This is a genomic window from Micromonospora zingiberis, assembly GCF_004331455.1.
In the GTDB taxonomy this organism is placed as follows: Bacteria; Actinomycetota; Actinomycetes; order Mycobacteriales; family Micromonosporaceae; genus Micromonospora; species Micromonospora zingiberis.
In genome coordinates, this window is sequence record NZ_SJJR01000004.1 from 224,880 (window position 1) to 240,419 (window position 15,540).

Annotated in this window: 10 protein-coding genes; 5 read left to right on the forward strand and 5 right to left on the reverse strand. The window is 71.9% G+C overall.

From position 1 onward, the window contains the following. Window positions 1–2: 2 nt before the first annotated feature. The 4 genes from E0H26_RS08690 to E0H26_RS08705 all read right to left on the reverse strand — a co-directional run bounded on the left by E0H26_RS08690 (window position 3) and on the right by E0H26_RS08705 (window position 4,866). A complete protein-coding gene (locus E0H26_RS08690; RefSeq protein WP_131303004.1) occupies window positions 3–1,367 on the reverse strand; it encodes a sensor histidine kinase in 1,365 nt (454 codons plus the stop codon). Then, window positions 1,367–2,059, reverse strand: coding sequence for a response regulator transcription factor (locus E0H26_RS08695; protein ID WP_131303006.1), 693 nt, complete (start codon window positions 2,057–2,059; stop codon window positions 1,367–1,369). Before E0H26_RS08695 ends, E0H26_RS08690 begins: the two co-directional genes overlap by 1 nt. Window positions 2,060–2,189: 130 nt before the next feature. Beyond that, complete coding sequence (locus E0H26_RS08700; protein WP_131303008.1) at window positions 2,190–4,340, reverse strand: amylo-alpha-1,6-glucosidase; 2,151 nt, start codon at window positions 4,338–4,340, stop codon at window positions 2,190–2,192. Between the two features lie 112 nt (window positions 4,341–4,452). Then, on the reverse strand, window positions 4,453–4,866 hold the full coding sequence (locus E0H26_RS08705; RefSeq protein WP_131303010.1) for a VOC family protein: 414 nt from the start codon (window positions 4,864–4,866) through the stop codon (window positions 4,453–4,455). Window positions 4,867–5,303: 437 nt separating this feature from the next. Between E0H26_RS08705 and E0H26_RS08715 the strand changes: the two genes are divergently transcribed. Continuing rightward, entirely contained in the window at window positions 5,304–5,885 is a 582-nt protein-coding gene (locus E0H26_RS08715; protein WP_240742075.1) for a LemA family protein, read from the forward strand. A gap of 15 nt (window positions 5,886–5,900) precedes the next feature. Then, complete coding sequence (locus tag E0H26_RS08720) at window positions 5,901–7,748, forward strand: DUF2207 family protein (RefSeq protein ID WP_131303014.1); 1,848 nt, start codon at window positions 5,901–5,903, stop codon at window positions 7,746–7,748. 10 nt (window positions 7,749–7,758) lie between these two features. Here E0H26_RS08720 and E0H26_RS08725 read toward each other — a convergent pair whose 3' ends face one another. Then, window positions 7,759–8,727 carry an ArsR family transcriptional regulator gene (locus E0H26_RS08725; RefSeq protein ID WP_131303016.1) on the reverse strand — a complete coding sequence of 323 codons (969 nt, stop codon included), beginning with the start codon at window positions 8,725–8,727 and terminating at the stop codon, window positions 7,759–7,761. Window positions 8,728–8,784: 57 nt separating this feature from the next. Between E0H26_RS08725 and E0H26_RS08730 the strand changes: the two genes are divergently transcribed. From E0H26_RS08730 to E0H26_RS08740, 3 genes are all read left to right on the forward strand, one after another. Beyond that, a complete protein-coding gene (locus E0H26_RS08730) occupies window positions 8,785–9,993 on the forward strand; it encodes an MFS transporter (RefSeq protein ID WP_131303018.1) in 1,209 nt (402 codons plus the stop codon). A gap of 126 nt (window positions 9,994–10,119) precedes the next feature. Further along, complete coding sequence (locus E0H26_RS08735; protein ID WP_131303020.1) at window positions 10,120–12,198, forward strand: copper resistance CopC family protein; 2,079 nt, start codon at window positions 10,120–10,122, stop codon at window positions 12,196–12,198. Between the two features lie 193 nt (window positions 12,199–12,391). Next, complete coding sequence (locus tag E0H26_RS08740) at window positions 12,392–15,433, forward strand: family 43 glycosylhydrolase (RefSeq protein WP_240742076.1); 3,042 nt, start codon at window positions 12,392–12,394, stop codon at window positions 15,431–15,433. Window positions 15,434–15,540 lie beyond the last annotated feature (107 nt).

A 15,540-nucleotide genomic window follows, 5' to 3' on the forward strand; every position in this document is an offset into this window, starting at 1 on the left:
GGTCAGGAGTCCGCCAGCGGCAGGTCGAGTACCACGGTGAGCCCTCCGCCGGGCGTTTCGCGAAGCGTCAGCCGACCGCCGACATCCGTGACGACCTGCGCCACGATGTTCAGGCCCAGCCCGGTGCCGGGCAGGTTCTGGACCCGGGGGGAGCGCCAGAAGCGACCGGTGGCGAGCTGATGTTCCTCGCCGCTCAGGCCGACACCGTCGTCGGCGACGGTCAGCGTGTAACGCCCGGCCTCGGACACCCGCCCGCGCAGTTCGATCCGCTGCGGAGCGGCCAACCGCAGCGCGTTGCCGAGCAGTTCGCCGAGCACCATCGCGAGGCCGCCGGACGGCTCGATCACCTCGGCGTCCGCGACGTCGACCACCAGGGTGACGTCGCGTTCGGCGCACTCGACGCGCCACCGTTGCGCCCGGCGTTCGAGCAACTGCGCGACGGACGACGCCCGTACCGGGGCGGCCTGGAGGCTGCTCGCCGTCAGCAGCCCGCCGACCAACGCCGACATCCGGTCCATGTCGGCGAGCGCGTCGCGGTAGGCCAGTTCCGCCTCGGCGCCGCCGTCCAGGTACGGCCGCAGGTTCTCCACCGCGATCCGGGCCGAGGCGAGCGGGTTACGCAACTGGTGGGAGGCGTCGGTGACGAACTGCTGCTGGCGTTCCAGGGTGGTGGCGACGGTGTCGACCATCCGGTTGAAGGTCTGGCTCAGCCCGCGCAACTCGGGCGGCCCGGCGTCGGCGACCGCCCGTGACCGCAGGTCGCCGCGGGCCACCGCGTCGGCGGAATGGGCCAGGTGCGCGACGGGTCTGAGCAGCCAGCGCGACATCGGCCAGAGCAGGTAGAGCGCGACCGCCATGAACGCGGTCAGCGCGGCGGCGAGGATGCCCCAGTCCCGCCAGGTCGCCGTGCGTACGGCGCCGGTCGGTACCTCCATGACGATGGCGGCGATCACCTGCGAGTCGCGGCCCGCCGGTGCGGCCAGCGTGATGGTGTCCGGACCCCAGGGCCACACCGTCGCCCCGAAACTGGTCGTCTGCCCGGACAGCACTCCGTCGAGCAGCCGGTCGCCCTGCGCCGTCGGTGGTGTCCCGTCGGCGGAGTAGAGCAGCGTCCGTTCCCGGTCGAGCAGCCACAGCGGGGTGTCGAACAGTTCGGCGTAGTGGTCGAACTCGGCGCCGAGCCGACGCATGTCACCGTCGGCGAGTTCGTCGAGCGCGGCTGCGGAGAACCGCGCCGCGTCGTTGGTCCGATCGTTGACCAGGTGCGCCGTACGCCGGCCGGCGATGGCCGACGCGGCCGGCACGCTGATCGCGAGGAACAGCACGGCGAGCAGCGGCATCGAGATCAGCAGCAGGCGTCGACGCATCAGCCGGCCTCGTCGAAGCGGTACCCCACGCCCCGCACGGTGGCCACCCGAGCGAGTTCGCCGAGCTTGGCGCGCAACGCCGCCATGTGGGTGTCGAGCGTACGGGAGTTCAGCGGCGACACCGATCCCCACACCTGGTCGAGCAGGTGTTCGCGGGTGACCACCGAATCCCTCTGCTCGGCCAGGATGACCAGAATCTGGCACTCCTTGGCGGTCAACGCGATGTCGACCGTCTCGTCGTGTTCGTGGCGTACCCGCCGCCCCACCGGATCGATGACCAGGGCACCGGCGTGCAGGTCGGGCAGCCCACCGGGGGGCAGGACCCGGCGCAGCTGCCGGGTCCGGCGGGCGACGGCCTCGATCCGGGCCATCAGTTCGGCCAGGCTGAACGGCTTGACCACGTAGTCGTCCGCGCCGGCCCGCAGCCCGATCACCCGGTCCCGTTCCTCGCCGCGCGCGGTCACGATCAGGATCGCGGTGCTCGGGTGCTGCCGGAGCCGGCGGACCACCTCGGCGCCGTGGCCGTCGGGCAGCGTCATGTCGACAAGCGCGATCTCCGGCACCTGCTCGTCGATCCGCTCCATCGCCTCGACCACCCCGGCGGCCCGGGCCACCTTGTAGCCCTCGCGGGTCAACGCCCTGCTCAGACCGCGCGCGACACCGTCGTCGTCCTCGCACACCAGCACCCGCATCCGGCTCACGATAGTCGCAGGTCGCGCCCGGCTGCGGTGGGCCGGACCGGCGAACCCGCAGGCCAACCAGCATCCGGCGACCCGTCGCCGCCGGACCGAGCGGCCCGCCGCCGCTGGCGGTGCGGACCGGTCAGCGTCGGTGACGGCGGGTGGCGATCGCCCGGCGGGTGGGCCGGCGGACCACGGCGATCCGGTCGCCACGGGTGCGTACGGACGTCCGGCCGCCCCGCCCACGCCGCACGATCAGGTCGACCGTGTGCCCACCGACCTGCACGCCCTCCAGCACGAGGTCGGGTAGCCAGGCGGGCAGGTGCGGGTCGACGAAGATCGTCCGCAACGGCGCGGCGGGACGCAGCGCCAGCAGGGCCTGGATCAGTGCGATGACCGAGCTGGCCGACCAGGCCTGTGGCGAACAGGCGCTCGGGTAGACCCCGGGGTGGGGATGGGCCTCGTCCCGGGGCAGCCCACTGAGCACCTCCGGCAGGCGGTGTTCGGCGAAGAGGGCGGACGCGGTGAACATCCCCTCGGCGAGCCGGTGCAGGTGTTCCCAGCAGCCGTAGCGGGCGAGCCCGATGCCGATGGTGCCCGCCTCGACCGGCCAGACGCTGCCCCGGTGGTAACTGAACGGGTTGTACGCCGGATGTGCGGCGGAGAGCGTACGGACCCCCCAGCCGCTGAACATGTCCGGCGCGAGCAGCCGGTCCGCGACCACCGGCGCGATCCGGGGCGGCACGATCCCGGTGGCGAGCAGATGGCCGTCGTTGGAGTTGACCGAGCGTACCGGCCGCTTGTCCGGCCCGAGCGCCATCGCGTAACAGCCCTGTTCGGGTAGCCAGAAGGCGCGGTGGAAGCGGCGGCGCAGCGCGGCCGCCCGGGCGGCCAGGCGGGCAGCGACCGCGGGACGACCGGCCACGGCGTACGTCCCGGCCGCGTGCCGCAGCGCGGCGTACCAGTACGCCTGGACCTCGCTGGTCGCGATCGGGTTCGGCACCACCGTGCCGTGCTCGTCGACGATGGCGGTGTCCGAGTCCTTCCAACCCTGGTTCTTCAGGCCGGCCGCGGACCGGCGGTGGTATTCGAGGAATCCGTCGTGGTCGAGGTCGCCGTAGCGTTCGATCCAGGACAGGGCACGGTCGGCGGCGGGCAGCAACTCCCGTACCGTGTCGAGATCCCCCGTCCAGGCGTAGTACTGGCCGAGGAAGACCAGGAAGTCCGGCGCGGTCGACCAGTCGCCGTGATAGTGGGCGAACGGGTCGATGTCGAGCTCGGACAGCGGCCCCCGGCGGGCCTCGTGCAGCGGTTTGCCGGGCTCCTCGTCGCGCCAGTCGTCGATCCGCCGCCCGAAGTGTCGGGCATTGAGCCGGAGGCTGTCGGCCAGCATCGTCGGCCCGGCGAGCAGCGCCTGCCACGACGCGGTCATCGTGTCCCGCCCGAAGATCTCCTGGTAGATGGGCAGGCCGGCGATCGGCGCGGTGGGGCCGGCCGGCTCGCCCAGGGGAAGCCCGGCCAGGTCCTCGCGGGCGCAGCGCCACGCCGCCGTGACGTCGAAGTTGGTGCTGGTGAGCCGGGCGAGTTCGGTGGTGAGCTGGCGGCGCGCCAACCCGGCGGCGTCACCGGGTTCGGTGAAGCTCGCCGGTGGCGCGATGAGTCGTTCACCGTCGAAGACCGGCTCGACGGCGAGTTCGACCTGGCTGCGTCCGCCCGGCGCCAGCGCCACCTCGACGGTGAACCCGCCGTCGGCGTACCGGATCGGTGCCTCGGCCCGGACCCGGATCGCCACCGCCCGGTCGAGCCCGTCGCACCGGTACGTCAGGCGTAGCTCCTGACCGGCGGGATCCCATCGGGCGTCGACCGCGCCGGACTGGACCCGGCGGCCGGTCTCGGCCTCGCTCGTGTCGGCGAAGTCGGCGGCGAGCTGGACCTGTAGGCGCAGGTCCAGGCGCTGGTCGGCGTAACTGAACAGGGTCAGCCGGCTGCGCAGCCCGGCCGCCACGAAACGTTCGACCGACAGGTACGCCGCCCGTGACGGCAGCGTCTCTCCGTCGCCGAGTTCGGCGTAGGAGAGCTGGGCGTGTCCCTGCACGGTCGCCGTGCTGAACGGCACCGGCTCCCGGCCGTCGACGGTGATCCGCTCGGTGCTGAGCACCCGCGTGTTGCGGGCGAAGAAGCCCTGCGGGCCGGCCCCGGTGATGCGACCGCGTACGTCGGTGACCAGGGTGCTCCAGCCGCTGGCCACGTAGAGCAGGTCCGGGCGGACGCGCAGATTCCGCACGCGGCTCATCCGAACCCCCTGACCAGCGGTGCGGCGCCACGCGAGCGGCTGGCCGGTGGCGTCGGTCGGCGGTTGTTACCCCCGTCGGGCCCCGATACACCCCACCCGACCGCCGGGGCGGTCAGTCCCGGGGCTGGCCGATGTTGACCAGCCACCCGATGCCGAACCGGTCGACGCACATGCCGAACTCGTCGCCCCACACCTGCTTGTCCAGCGGCACCGTCACCATGCCGCCGTCGGCGAGCCTGGCCCAGTAGCCGCGCAGTGCGTCGGCGTCGTCGCCGCTGATGCTGATCGACACGTTGTTGCCGGGCACATGTTCCATCCCGGGCGCGGTGTCCGAGGCCATCAGCGTGTAGCCGGCCGGGCTCTCCAGCATCGAGTGCATGATCTTGTCGGCCAGCGCGGGATCGTCCGTGCCGAACTCGCCGAACGTGCTCACCGCGAGGTCGCCACCGAACACGTGCTGGTAGAACTCCATCGCCTCCCGGGCGTTGCCGGCGAAGCTCAGATACGGGTTGAGTCGAGACGCCATGACACCTTCCTCAGTCCAGTCCAGGATCATCGTGACCAACGACCGGACGGCCCGTGACGACATTCTTCGCCCGGATCGAGGTGCGCCGGGCCCTGGTCGCCGGGCTGGCCGGTCGGGTGATCGAGGTGGGTGCCGGCAACGGGCGGATGTTCCCGCACTACCGGGCGGGACACCGCCACGGCGATCACCTCCGCTGGCTTCGACGTCGAGCAACTGCACCGGTTCCGCTTTCCCGAAACCGGCCCGGCCGGGCCGGCGGCCCCGCACATCGGGGGTCGCGCGCGGAATCCGGCGGACCCGGATCCGCGCTGACCGGCCAGCCGTCGCCGGCACCGTCGGGTACGGGACGCCGGGGCCAACCGTTCGCCTGATTGCGCCCGGTTGTGTGGGTGCTCATGCTCGGGCCAGTCGGGACGCTTGTGGTGCGGGGGTCGGGGATGGGCAGGACCGTCATGGTGAGCGTCGTCGGTGGGCTGGTCTGCCTGCTGGCGGTCCTCGTGATCGGTGCGGCGGTGCTGGCGTACAACCGGTTGGTCCGCCAACGTAACCAGGTGCAGGCGTCCTGGGCGCAGATCGACGTCCAGCTCAAACGCCGCTACGACCTGATTCCCAACCTGGTGGAGACGGTCCGTGGCTACGCGGCACACGAACGCGCCACGTTGGACGCCGTCGCCACGGCACGCAGCGGTGCCATCGCCGCGGCCGGTGTCCCCGGGGTGGCCGACCGGGCCGACGCGGAGAACACCCTCACCCAGGCGCTCGGCCGACTCTTCGCGCTCGCCGAGGCGTACCCGGACCTCAAGGCGAACCAGAACTTCGCGGCGTTGCAGGGCGAGCTGGCCCGGACCGAAGACAAGATCGCGTACGCCCGGCAGTTCTACAACAGCGCCGTGCAGACCTTCAACACCAGCGTGCAGTCCATCCCCACCAACCTGATCGCGGGCATCGGCGGGTTCCGGCCGATGGACTTCTTCCAGGCACTGGAGGGTGAACGCGCCGCCGTCCAGGTGCGGTACTGACGGCGGGAGCACGCGATGGATCCCCGGTTGCTTCTCGACCTGGCGGTGGGCGGGTCCGCACTCGCCGGGTGGTTCGCCGCCTACGGCGTCGTCCGGCTGGCCACCCGGCCGGCCAGCCCGACCCCCGCGCCGGCCACCATGGACCTCGGCGACGAACCGCCCGCTCTGGTCAGCCTGCTGGTCAACCGCTGGTCGCTCACCGAGGACGCCGCCGAGTCGACGCTGCTCGACCTCGCCGCCCGCGGCTTCGTGGAGCTGCGTCAGCCGGGCGACGACCCGATGCAGACCACCCTGCACCTGCCCCCGTCGCCGCCGGACGCGGCCGGGCTGCGGCCGTACGAGCGCCTGGTGCTCGACCGGGTGCGCGGCCTGGCGGTGCACGGAGTGCTGCCGCTGAGCGCCCTGACCTTCCGCAACGAGGCCCAGGCGAAGTCCTGGAACAAGCGGCTGCGCGCCCAGGTGGTGGCGGACGCGCGGGCGGCCGGACTGTCCCGGCGGCGCTTCGGTCCCAAGGTGACCACGGTGCTGTCCGCCGCCGCGCTGCTCGCCGGGGTGGTCGTCGGGCTCGCCGCCGCGCACTACGGCAGCTGGCACGCCGAGGAGGACAATCCGGGCCTCGCCGCCGGGTTCGTCACCTTCGCCGTGCTGTCCGTCATCGCCGGTGCGACGCCCGGCGAGCGGGACACCCCGCGGGGTCGTCAGGTGGCGGCGAGGTGGCTCGGGGTACGCGACTGGTTGCGCGGGCACGAGCAGTTCGACGAACTGCCGCCGGCCTCGGTGGCGATCTGGGACCGGTACCTGGGCTACGGCGCGGCCGTCGGCGCCACCCGGCTGGCCAGCGCCGTCCTCGACCTCGGCATGGGCGACCGGTCGCTGGTCTGGTCGTCGTACGGCGGCACCTGGCACCGGGTCCGGGTCCGCTACCCGCGTCTCCCGCGCTACGGCCGTACGCTGCCGAGACTGCTGCTCAGCGCGGCGATCAGCGGTGCGGTGGGCTTCTTCCTGCTGAAACTCTTCGGCCCGTCGGCCGATCTCTTCCCGACCAGCGACGACCCGGCCACCCGGATCGTCGCCCTGGTCGCCGCCGGCATCGTCGCCGGGGCGGTGCTGCTGCTGGCCTTCGGCGGGTACACGTTGGTGCGCGGCGTCGCGGACCTGGCCACCGAGCGCACCATCACCGGTGAGGTGCTCTGGGTGCAGGTGTGGAAGTCGACCGCCCAGGGGGAGAACCGGCCGGCCAGGCCCTGGCTGCACTATCTGGCGGTGGACGACGGCAGCGGCGAACGGACCACCGCCTGGGGGCTGCCCAGCCAGTGGGCCGGCGACTGCCACCACGGGGACACCGTGACCATCCGGGTACGGCCCTGGTCGCGGCGGGTGGTCCAGGTCGCGGTGGTCGGGCACGGCCGCCCACGGAGCCTGACCGAACCGGTCGTGCCGGAGGCCACGGGCCCGCGGGTCGCCCGTGCCGGCGCACCGACACCGGAGTCGCTGTTCACCACCGAGGAGATCGGGCAGGCTTTGGGCCTGCCGGTGGGCGCCGCCGAGGCGGTCGACCTGCCGGGCCCGCTGGTCGGCGTCCAGTTCCGCGCGGCCGGCGACGGCAGCCCGGTGCTGATGATCCAGGCGGTGTCCGGTGCGGCGGGGCAGTGGATCTGGCGACTCAACGCCCGAGGGCAGGAACTTCCCGGAATCGGCGACGGTGCGTACCTGGCCGGCGAGCGGGCCGTGCTCCGGCTCGGCGACCGTACGGTCCTGCTGACGCTGCTCGGCGTCGCCCGGGCCAGGACCGCCCACCTGCCGTGGCTGCTGGCCCAGGGCGCGCTGCGGGCATCGGCGAACCGCGACCAGGCGACCACCTGACCCGTGTGCGTCACCGGCGTTCGGCAGGCGTCGATCCGCACAGTGCCGCGCCGCGTGGCGTCTGCCAGTAGAGCACCTCCCGGCCTGAGCGGCGCTTGGTCACCATGCCCGAGTCGAGCAGCACCCGCAGGTGGTCGCCGACCGAGCCCAGGGACAGTCCGGTAACCGAGGCCAACTGCGAGGTGCTCAGCGGTGTGGTCAGCCGGACGAGGACGGCCGCCCGGTTCGCCCCGATCAGCCGGTCCAGTCCCGCCGGCACCGGTGTGGTGGTGTCGGCGAGGATGCCACTGGCCGGATAGACCATGCCGAACCGGGTGGGCTGGTCCCACAGCACCCAGCCACGCACGCAGTGAGCCGGGACGAACACCAGCTGTTCGGCCCCGTCCAGCGCCAGCGGTGCCGCCGGGTAGTCGTTCACCTGTAGGTAGCCGTCGCCCAACCACCGCACGCCGCGGTTGAAGTCGGCGACGGCGCCCACCCAGCCTGCGGTGCTCAGCCGGGCGGTGCGGGCCACGATGTCGGCCCGCAGTCGTCGCTCCCGGTCCGGCCACTCCGGCTGCACCGTGTGCGCCCAGACCCAGTCGAGCAGAAACACCGCCTGCTCGGCCAGCCCGTCGGCCCGCAGGACGTCCGCGAGGGGACCGGGCCGGGTCGCCCGAAGGTCGTCGCGGATCTGGTCGTCGCAACGGCGGGCGACGACCGCCAGTTCCTCGGCGAAGCTGGGCGCGACGGTCGCGGGGGCCAGGGTGAGAAAATCCGCGGTCCATCGTGGTCGGAACGACGCCGCGAGCAACGCCCGGAGCACCGGGCGTTGCGCCAGCATCTGTTGGTACGCCCCGAGGTAGGGCAGTCGCCAGGTGTGCTGCCAGGGGTGACGTGGGCTGTGCAGGGCCCGCAGCGCGGCGACGGTTTCGGTCATCGGCGAGACGACGAACCGGCTGCGTGCCAGCAGGTCCACCGGTATCCGCCAGACCGACATGTTTCGCCTCCAGCCGTAACTCTACGGGTACGCGCCGATGCCCGAGAGGATCGTGCGGTGAGGACGTACTCGGACCTTTTCGCCGTTGCCGAATTCCGCAATCTGTTCGTGGCCAACTGCGCCGGCATCGCCGCCCACACCACCTCGGCGCTGGCCCTCGGTTCGCTGACCTACGCCGCGACCGGCTCCGCTCTGCTCACCGCGCTGAGCATGTTCGGCGCGCCGCTGGCGGGCGTACTTGGCAGCCTGACCCTGCTCTCGGCTGCGGACAGCCTGCCGCCGCGCCGGGCGTTGACCCTCGTCGCGTCGGTGGCGCTTGTTGGTGCCGCCCTACAGGCGGTTCCCGGGCTGCCGTTGTGGGCACGGTTCGCCGTCATCCTGCTCGTCGCGTACGCCGGTTCGGTCACCGGCGGCGCCCGGTTGGCACTGATCAACGACATCCTGCCCGCCGGTGGGTACGTGTTGGGCCGCTCGGCGATGAACGTCAGCGTCGGTGTCATGCAGATCGCCGGTTTCGGGGCGGGCGGCGTACTGCTGGTCTGGCTGAGCCCGTACCAGGTCTTCCTGGTGGCCACCGCACTGCGGGCGGTGGCGCTCGTGGTGACCCGGTTCGGCCTGGTGGAACGGCCGGCACGGGCGGACGCCGGCACCTCCGCCCGCCGTACGCTGCGGGTCAACGGGCAGCTGTGGAGGGACCCGGGATGCCGGTCGCTCTATCTCAACCTGTGGCTGCCCAGCGGTCTGGTGGTCGGCTGTGAGGCGCTGTTCCTGCCGTACGCGGGGGAGCGGGCCGGATTTCTCTTCGCGGCCGGCGCCCTCGGCATGCTCGTCGGTGACGTGCTGGTCGGACGGTTCCTCTCGCCGGCTGCGCGGGACCGGTGGGTGCTGCCGCTGCGGTTGCTTCTTCCCCTGCCGTACCTGGTCTTTCTGGTGCGTCCGGAGTTGCCGCTCGCGATGGTGATCGCCCTGGTCGCCTCGGTGGGTTTCGCGGCCTCGTTGCCGTTGCAGGAGCGGCTGATCGCGCGGGCGCCGGTCGAGTCACGTGGCCAGGCGCTCGGTCTGCAACACAACGGGATGATGACCGGGCAGGCGGTGTTCGCCGCCGTCGCCGGAATGCTGGCCGATCTTCTTCCGACGCACTGGGTGGTGGTGGTGCTGGCCGGCCTTTCGCTGACCACGACGTTGCTGCTCACCCCGGGATTACGCGGTACCCGGCCGGGACCGGCGACGGTGCCGACGGCGGTCGCCGCGTCGACCGGGCGTTGACCGGTGTGGCCAGAGGCTTTGTGTCGGTGAATTGAGGTTGAGGATGGCGAGCGTATTGACTTTTGCCGCTTGTGGCAAAAGATAGATACGCCTGGACCAAAGCTGTGTCGTCGTGAGGATGATCAGATGCGTCGTCTCCCTCGGACCCCGATGCGTGTCACCTCCGGCCTGCTCGCGCTGGTCCTCGCCACGGCGGTCGCGGTGCTCGCCGCCGCACCACCGGCGGCGGCCCACGGCGGCCTGGCGATGTCCACACCGGCGGCCGACGCCACGGTGACCGAGCCACTGACGGCGGTGCAGCTCTACTTCACCGAGCAGGTGGTGCCGAACGCGTACTTCGCGGTCACCGCGCCGGGCGGCACCCGGGTCGACAACGGCTGGAACCACGGGGCGCCCCGGCAACTGGACCAGCCGGTGCGGGAGTACTTCCTGGTCGACGGCATGTTCCAGCCCCGCGAGTACACGACGGGCTTCCCGGCCGTGGTGAACCTGGCGCACCTGCCGGCGGCGGGGCAGTACACGGTCAGCTACCTCTCGGTGGCCTCCGACGGCGAACTGGTACGCGGCACCATGAGCTTCCGCTACACCGGGCCGGTGACCCCGGCGCCGGCAGGGTGGAGCCCGCCGACCGGGCAACCGGACCCGGCGCTGCTGGCCGCCGCCGAGCAGCACGGGCACGATGGCGGGTCGTCCTCGGCATCCGCCGCACCGCCGGCCTCGGCACCACCGGCGGCCGCTCCGGTGCCGGCCCGCGACGGCGGCCCCGGCGCCGGCACCTGGACCGCCGTCGCGGTGGCGATCGCGCTCGCCCTGACCGGTCTGCTCGCCTGGCGCCGACCGGCCACCGTGGCCCGGCTGCTCGGTCGACCCGGGGCTGCGGCCGGAAACGGTCGCCGCTCCGGCGCGGCCACCCGCAACGCGACGAGGAAGAACGCGGCGCCGCGCTCCGGCGGCGGCACCCGCACCGGCTCCGGCGCCCGTCGGGCTGCCACCGGTGCGGGCCAGAGCACGACGGCGTCGGGTCCGGCGGCGAAGGGTAAGGCCGGCAGTGCGGGCGCGGACGGCCGGCGGCGTACGGCGGCCGTGCCGGCAGCCCGTCGCGGCGGCGCGGCGGTCACCGCGAGCGTGGCCCCGGCGGCCCCGGCATCGACTGCCGGCCCGGCGGCGGCGTCGACCGCCGGCCCCGAGGCGGTGTCGTCGGGCGGTGTCGCCACCGCCGAGGCGATCCCGTTGCCCGCCATGACGGACGCGGGCGAGCCGGCACCGGCCGAGCGGTCGAGCAACACCCGGCTGGCGCTGCTCGTCGGTGGGCTGGTGATCGCTCTGCTGGCGGGGTTCGGGCTCGGCCGGCTGGGCGCCGCCGAGCAGCCGGGCGCCATCGGCGCGCCGCCGAGCGGGGCGAGCGGGGCCGGCGCGCCGGTCGCCGGGTCGGCCGGCGACGGACACCAGCACCCGCCGGGCACCAGTGCGCACGCGCACACCGGCGACGGCTCGGACCAGACGCAGGCCACCGGCGCCTGGGTCAGCGCCGCCGGGTACACCCTGCAACCGGTGCAGCGGTCCCAGCCGCCCGGCGTACCGGTGGACTACCAGTTCCGCATCGTCGACGGCAACCGGCAGGCGGCGACGGATTTCGCGGTGGTCCACGAGAAGCCGTTGCACCTCATCGTGGTGGGTCGTGACCTCAGCGGCTACCAGCATCTGCATCCGACCATGACCGCCGACGGGCGCTGGAGCGTACCGCTGGAACTGCCCCGGGCCGGTGACTACCGCATCTATGCCGACTTCACCGTCACCACGGCCGACGGCCGGCAGTTGCCGCTGGTGCTCGGCGTCGACCATCACGTGCCGGGCGTCTACACGCCGGCACAGCTGCCCGCGCCGACGCCGCAGGCCACCGCCGGGCCGTTCACCGTGTCGATCGAGGGTACGCCGACAATCGGGCTGAGCGCCCCGGTCGTGCTACGGGTCGCCGGGGCCGCCGGCTCGGCCGAGCTGGAGCGCTACCTCGGCGCGTACGGGCACCTGGTCGTGGTGCGTGAGGGCGACCTGGGCTACGTGCACGTGCACCCGGAGCCGGATCTGGTCGACGGGGCGGTGAAGTTCTGGCTGACCGTGCCGAGCGCCGGCCGATACCGGGCGTTCTTCGACTTCCAGGTCGACGGGAAGGTGCACACCGCCGAGTACACGATCGACCTGGGCTGACCGTCCGGTCGCTGTGCCGGGTGGCGCGGGGTCGGCGCCGCTGCCATGCAGGTCCGCCGGCTGGGAGCGATCACATCGGACTAACCGGGAGATGTTGCTTGGAGATTTCAACGAAGTATCGGCATGGGTCTTGACGATCGTTGTTAACGCTAACAGCATTAAGGTCCCGTCACGCTCGCGTCTGGAGCTCGCTATGCAAGTGTCCGTCGCCGCCGTCTCCGACCCCCGCCCCGCGTCCGGACCGTCCCGCCTCGCCACCCCACTTCACGTCGCCGTCCGCACCGCGACCCGCCTCGCCACCGCGTTGCGGCCACGTCGTCGCGGCCTCGCGATGGCCACCGCCGGCGCGCTGCTCGGCGCCGCTTTCGTTGCACCCGGTGCGGCGGCGCACGCCGCCGAGCCCTGGTCGCCCCGATCGTCGTACACCTCGACGGATCGTGGTGACGGCACCTACACCGTGCCGTTGCTCCGCTCCGACGTGCCGGACATCAGCGTGGAGCGGGTGCCGGCGGCCGAGAACGACGAGGGCCGCGACCTCTACTACATGATCAGCACCACCATGCACCTGAGCCCGGGTGCGCCCATCATGAAGTCGTACGACCTGGTCAACTGGGAGATCGTCAACTACGTCTTCGACCGGGCGAGCATCGGCGACTCGTTCTCGCTGCGCAACGGCCAGAACTCGTACGGCCAGGGCCAGTGGGCGTCGTCGCTGCGCTACCACGACGGCATGTTCTACGTCGCCTTCAACACCAACAACCTCAACGGCGCGTACATCTACCGCACCGACGACATCGAGAACGGCGCGTGGCAGCGTACGGCCCTGGGCCGGGGGCTGCACGACCCCTCGCTCTTCTTCGACCACGACGGTACGCCGTACATCTTCTATGGCAACGCGAACATCAGCGCGGTACGGCTGAACTCCGACCTGACCGCCATCGTGCAGGACTACCCGAACGTCTTCACCGCGAGCAACTACGCGGGACAGCCCTTCATCGGCGGCCTCTTCGAGGGCGCGCAGTTCTACTACATCGACGGCTACTACTACGCGGTGATCATCACCTGGCCCTCCGGCCAGGGTCGCCAGGTGGTCATGCTCCGGTCGCCGGAATTGCTCGGGCGGTACACCTCGGCCGGCGGGGTGAACACCTACGAGGCCCGGGGCGTGCTCAACTCCAACGGCTTCGCGCAGGGCAGTCTGGTGCCGATCTCCCGGGAGGGCGGCCAGACCGACTGGTACGGCATGTTCTTCCGGGACACCTTCCCGATCGGCCGCATCCCGGCGCTGATCCCCGCCACCTGGTCCAACGGCTGGCCGACATTCGGCAACAACGGCGTCGTACCGGTGGAGGGCCCGTTCGCCAAGCCGATCGCGTTGAGTCCGGCCGAGGAGCGGTTCGAGCGGCAGAAGAGCATCGTCGTCTCGGACGACTTCGCCAACGACGCGCCGCACAAGGCGTACCTGGACGAGCAGTGGACGATCCCGGCGGCGCCCGACATCGACGAGTCGCTGCTCGGTGTCGAACTGCTGGACAACTCCGGATTCGAGTCCGGCGCGCTGTCGCCGTGGGCCGCGCAGTTCGGTGCGACGCTCGCGCTGGACACCGCCGACCCGGCCGGTGGATCGGCGGCGCTGAAGGTCAGCGACCGCACCCTCAACGGCTCCGGGCCCAACCAGTACCTCAACGGCAAGATGCAGCACGGCGTCACCTACACCGTCTCCGCGAAGATCAAGTACACCTCGGGTCCGAGTAGCGTACGGTTCAACCTCGCCGCCGACTGGGGCTCGGGCGTGCAGGTGATGACCTTCGGCAACGTCCCGGCGGGGCAGTGGACCACCGTCACCGGCCAGTACACCGTGCCGGCCACGGCGAACCTGAACAACTTCAAGTTCGCGGTGGAGACGCCGTGGGCCAACCCGCAGCCGCCGTCGTCGAGCGTGGAGTACCTGATCGACGACGTGTCGATCGTCGGGCAGCGGCCCACCATCGAGCACCCGACCGAGGCCGAGATCAGGCCGAACGGGTCGCGGCTGGACATGGCCTGGGAGTGGAACCACGCGCCGGACAACCGCTACTGGTCGCTCACCGACCGGGAGGGCTGGCTGCGGCTGACCACCGGCAAGGTGGTCACCGGCAACTACATCTACACGAAGCTGTCCAACCGGTCGGAGTTGGCCTGGTTCGAGGAGGCCCGCAACACGCTCTCGCAGCGCACCTTTGGGCCCCGACAGTCGGCCGAGACCAAGATGGACATCTCGCGGATGAAGGACGGCGACGTCGCCGGCCTGGCCGCGTACAACCGGGGCTTCTCGTACGTGGCGGTCAAGCGCGTCGGTGGGGTGAACACGATCGGCGTGGTCAACCGCGGTCAGCCGTTCGCGGTCGACCTCGACCAGGCGACGCTGGAGAACTTCCTGCCGGGCACCACGGCCTCGCTGGGCGCCGCGACCGAGGTCCACGTCAAGGCGGACCTCGACTTCGCCTCGCCGACCGGGCAGCTCTGGACGACGTTCTACTACAGCCTCGACGGGCTGACCTGGACGCAACTGGGCAACCGGGTCGGACCGCAGACGCTGGACGGCAGCCTCGCCCACTTCATGGGCCACCGGGTCGGCCTGTTCAACTACGCGACCCAGCAGACCGGCGGGCAGGTCGACTTCGACCACTACCTGCTCAGTGACACGCTGACCGCGCAGAACCGGCCACTGAACACCGGCGAACTCGACGCGGCCATCGCGTACGCGGCAACGTTGCACGAGTCGGAATACCCGGCCGACGCCTGGGCCGCGATGCGGGCCGCGCTCGCGGCGGCGACGTCGGCGCGGGCCGGTGAGTTCGGCACCCAGAACCAGATCGACGCGCCGGAACGGGCGTTGAGCTTCCACCTGGCCCGGCTCGGCGTGCTCATGACGGACTCGCCCGAGGTGCCGTTCACCGCGACCGCGCAGGCGCGGTGCATCGGCGGCACGGCGTACCTGGCGGTGCAGGCGCGCAACGACCACGACGCGCCGGTGCGGGTCGTGCTGGAGACGGCGTTCGGCGAGCGGTCGGTGGCGAACGTCGCGCCGGGTGCCAACGCGTTCCAGCAGTTCAACGCCCGCGCCGCTTCGGTTCCGGCCGGCACGGCGACCGTCCGGGTCACCGGGACGATCGACGGCAAGGACGTGACGACCGCCCGCAGTGCCGAATATCCCGCCGTCAACTGCGCCGCCGATCCCCGTCAGGCGCAGTGAGCCGACATGACGACGCATTCGCGAAGGAAGGTCGGGCAGCGGAGATGACAGATGGCTCTCGATGGCGGCGCAACCTCGCGCTGTCGTCCACCGCGACACTGGTGGCC

Coding starts and splice junctions, on each gene's coding strand:
- E0H26_RS08690 (WP_131303004.1), bottom strand. CDS start 1,367: ATGCGTCGACGCCTGCTGCTGATCTCGATGCCGCTGCTCGCCGTGCTG.
- E0H26_RS08695 (WP_131303006.1), bottom strand. CDS start 2,059: ATGCGGGTGCTGGTGTGCGAGGACGACGACGGTGTCGCGCGCGGTCTG.
- E0H26_RS08700 (WP_131303008.1), bottom strand. CDS start 4,340: ATGAGCCGCGTGCGGAATCTGCGCGTCCGCCCGGACCTGCTCTACGTG.
- E0H26_RS08705 (WP_131303010.1), bottom strand. CDS start 4,866: ATGGCGTCTCGACTCAACCCGTATCTGAGCTTCGCCGGCAACGCCCGG.
- E0H26_RS08715 (WP_240742075.1), top strand. CDS start 5,304: ATGGGCAGGACCGTCATGGTGAGCGTCGTCGGTGGGCTGGTCTGCCTG.
- E0H26_RS08720 (WP_131303014.1), top strand. CDS start 5,901: ATGGATCCCCGGTTGCTTCTCGACCTGGCGGTGGGCGGGTCCGCACTC.
- E0H26_RS08725 (WP_131303016.1), bottom strand. CDS start 8,727: ATGTCGGTCTGGCGGATACCGGTGGACCTGCTGGCACGCAGCCGGTTC.
- E0H26_RS08735 (WP_131303020.1), top strand. CDS start 10,120: ATGCGTCGTCTCCCTCGGACCCCGATGCGTGTCACCTCCGGCCTGCTC.
- E0H26_RS08740 (WP_240742076.1), top strand. CDS start 12,392: ATGCAAGTGTCCGTCGCCGCCGTCTCCGACCCCCGCCCCGCGTCCGGA.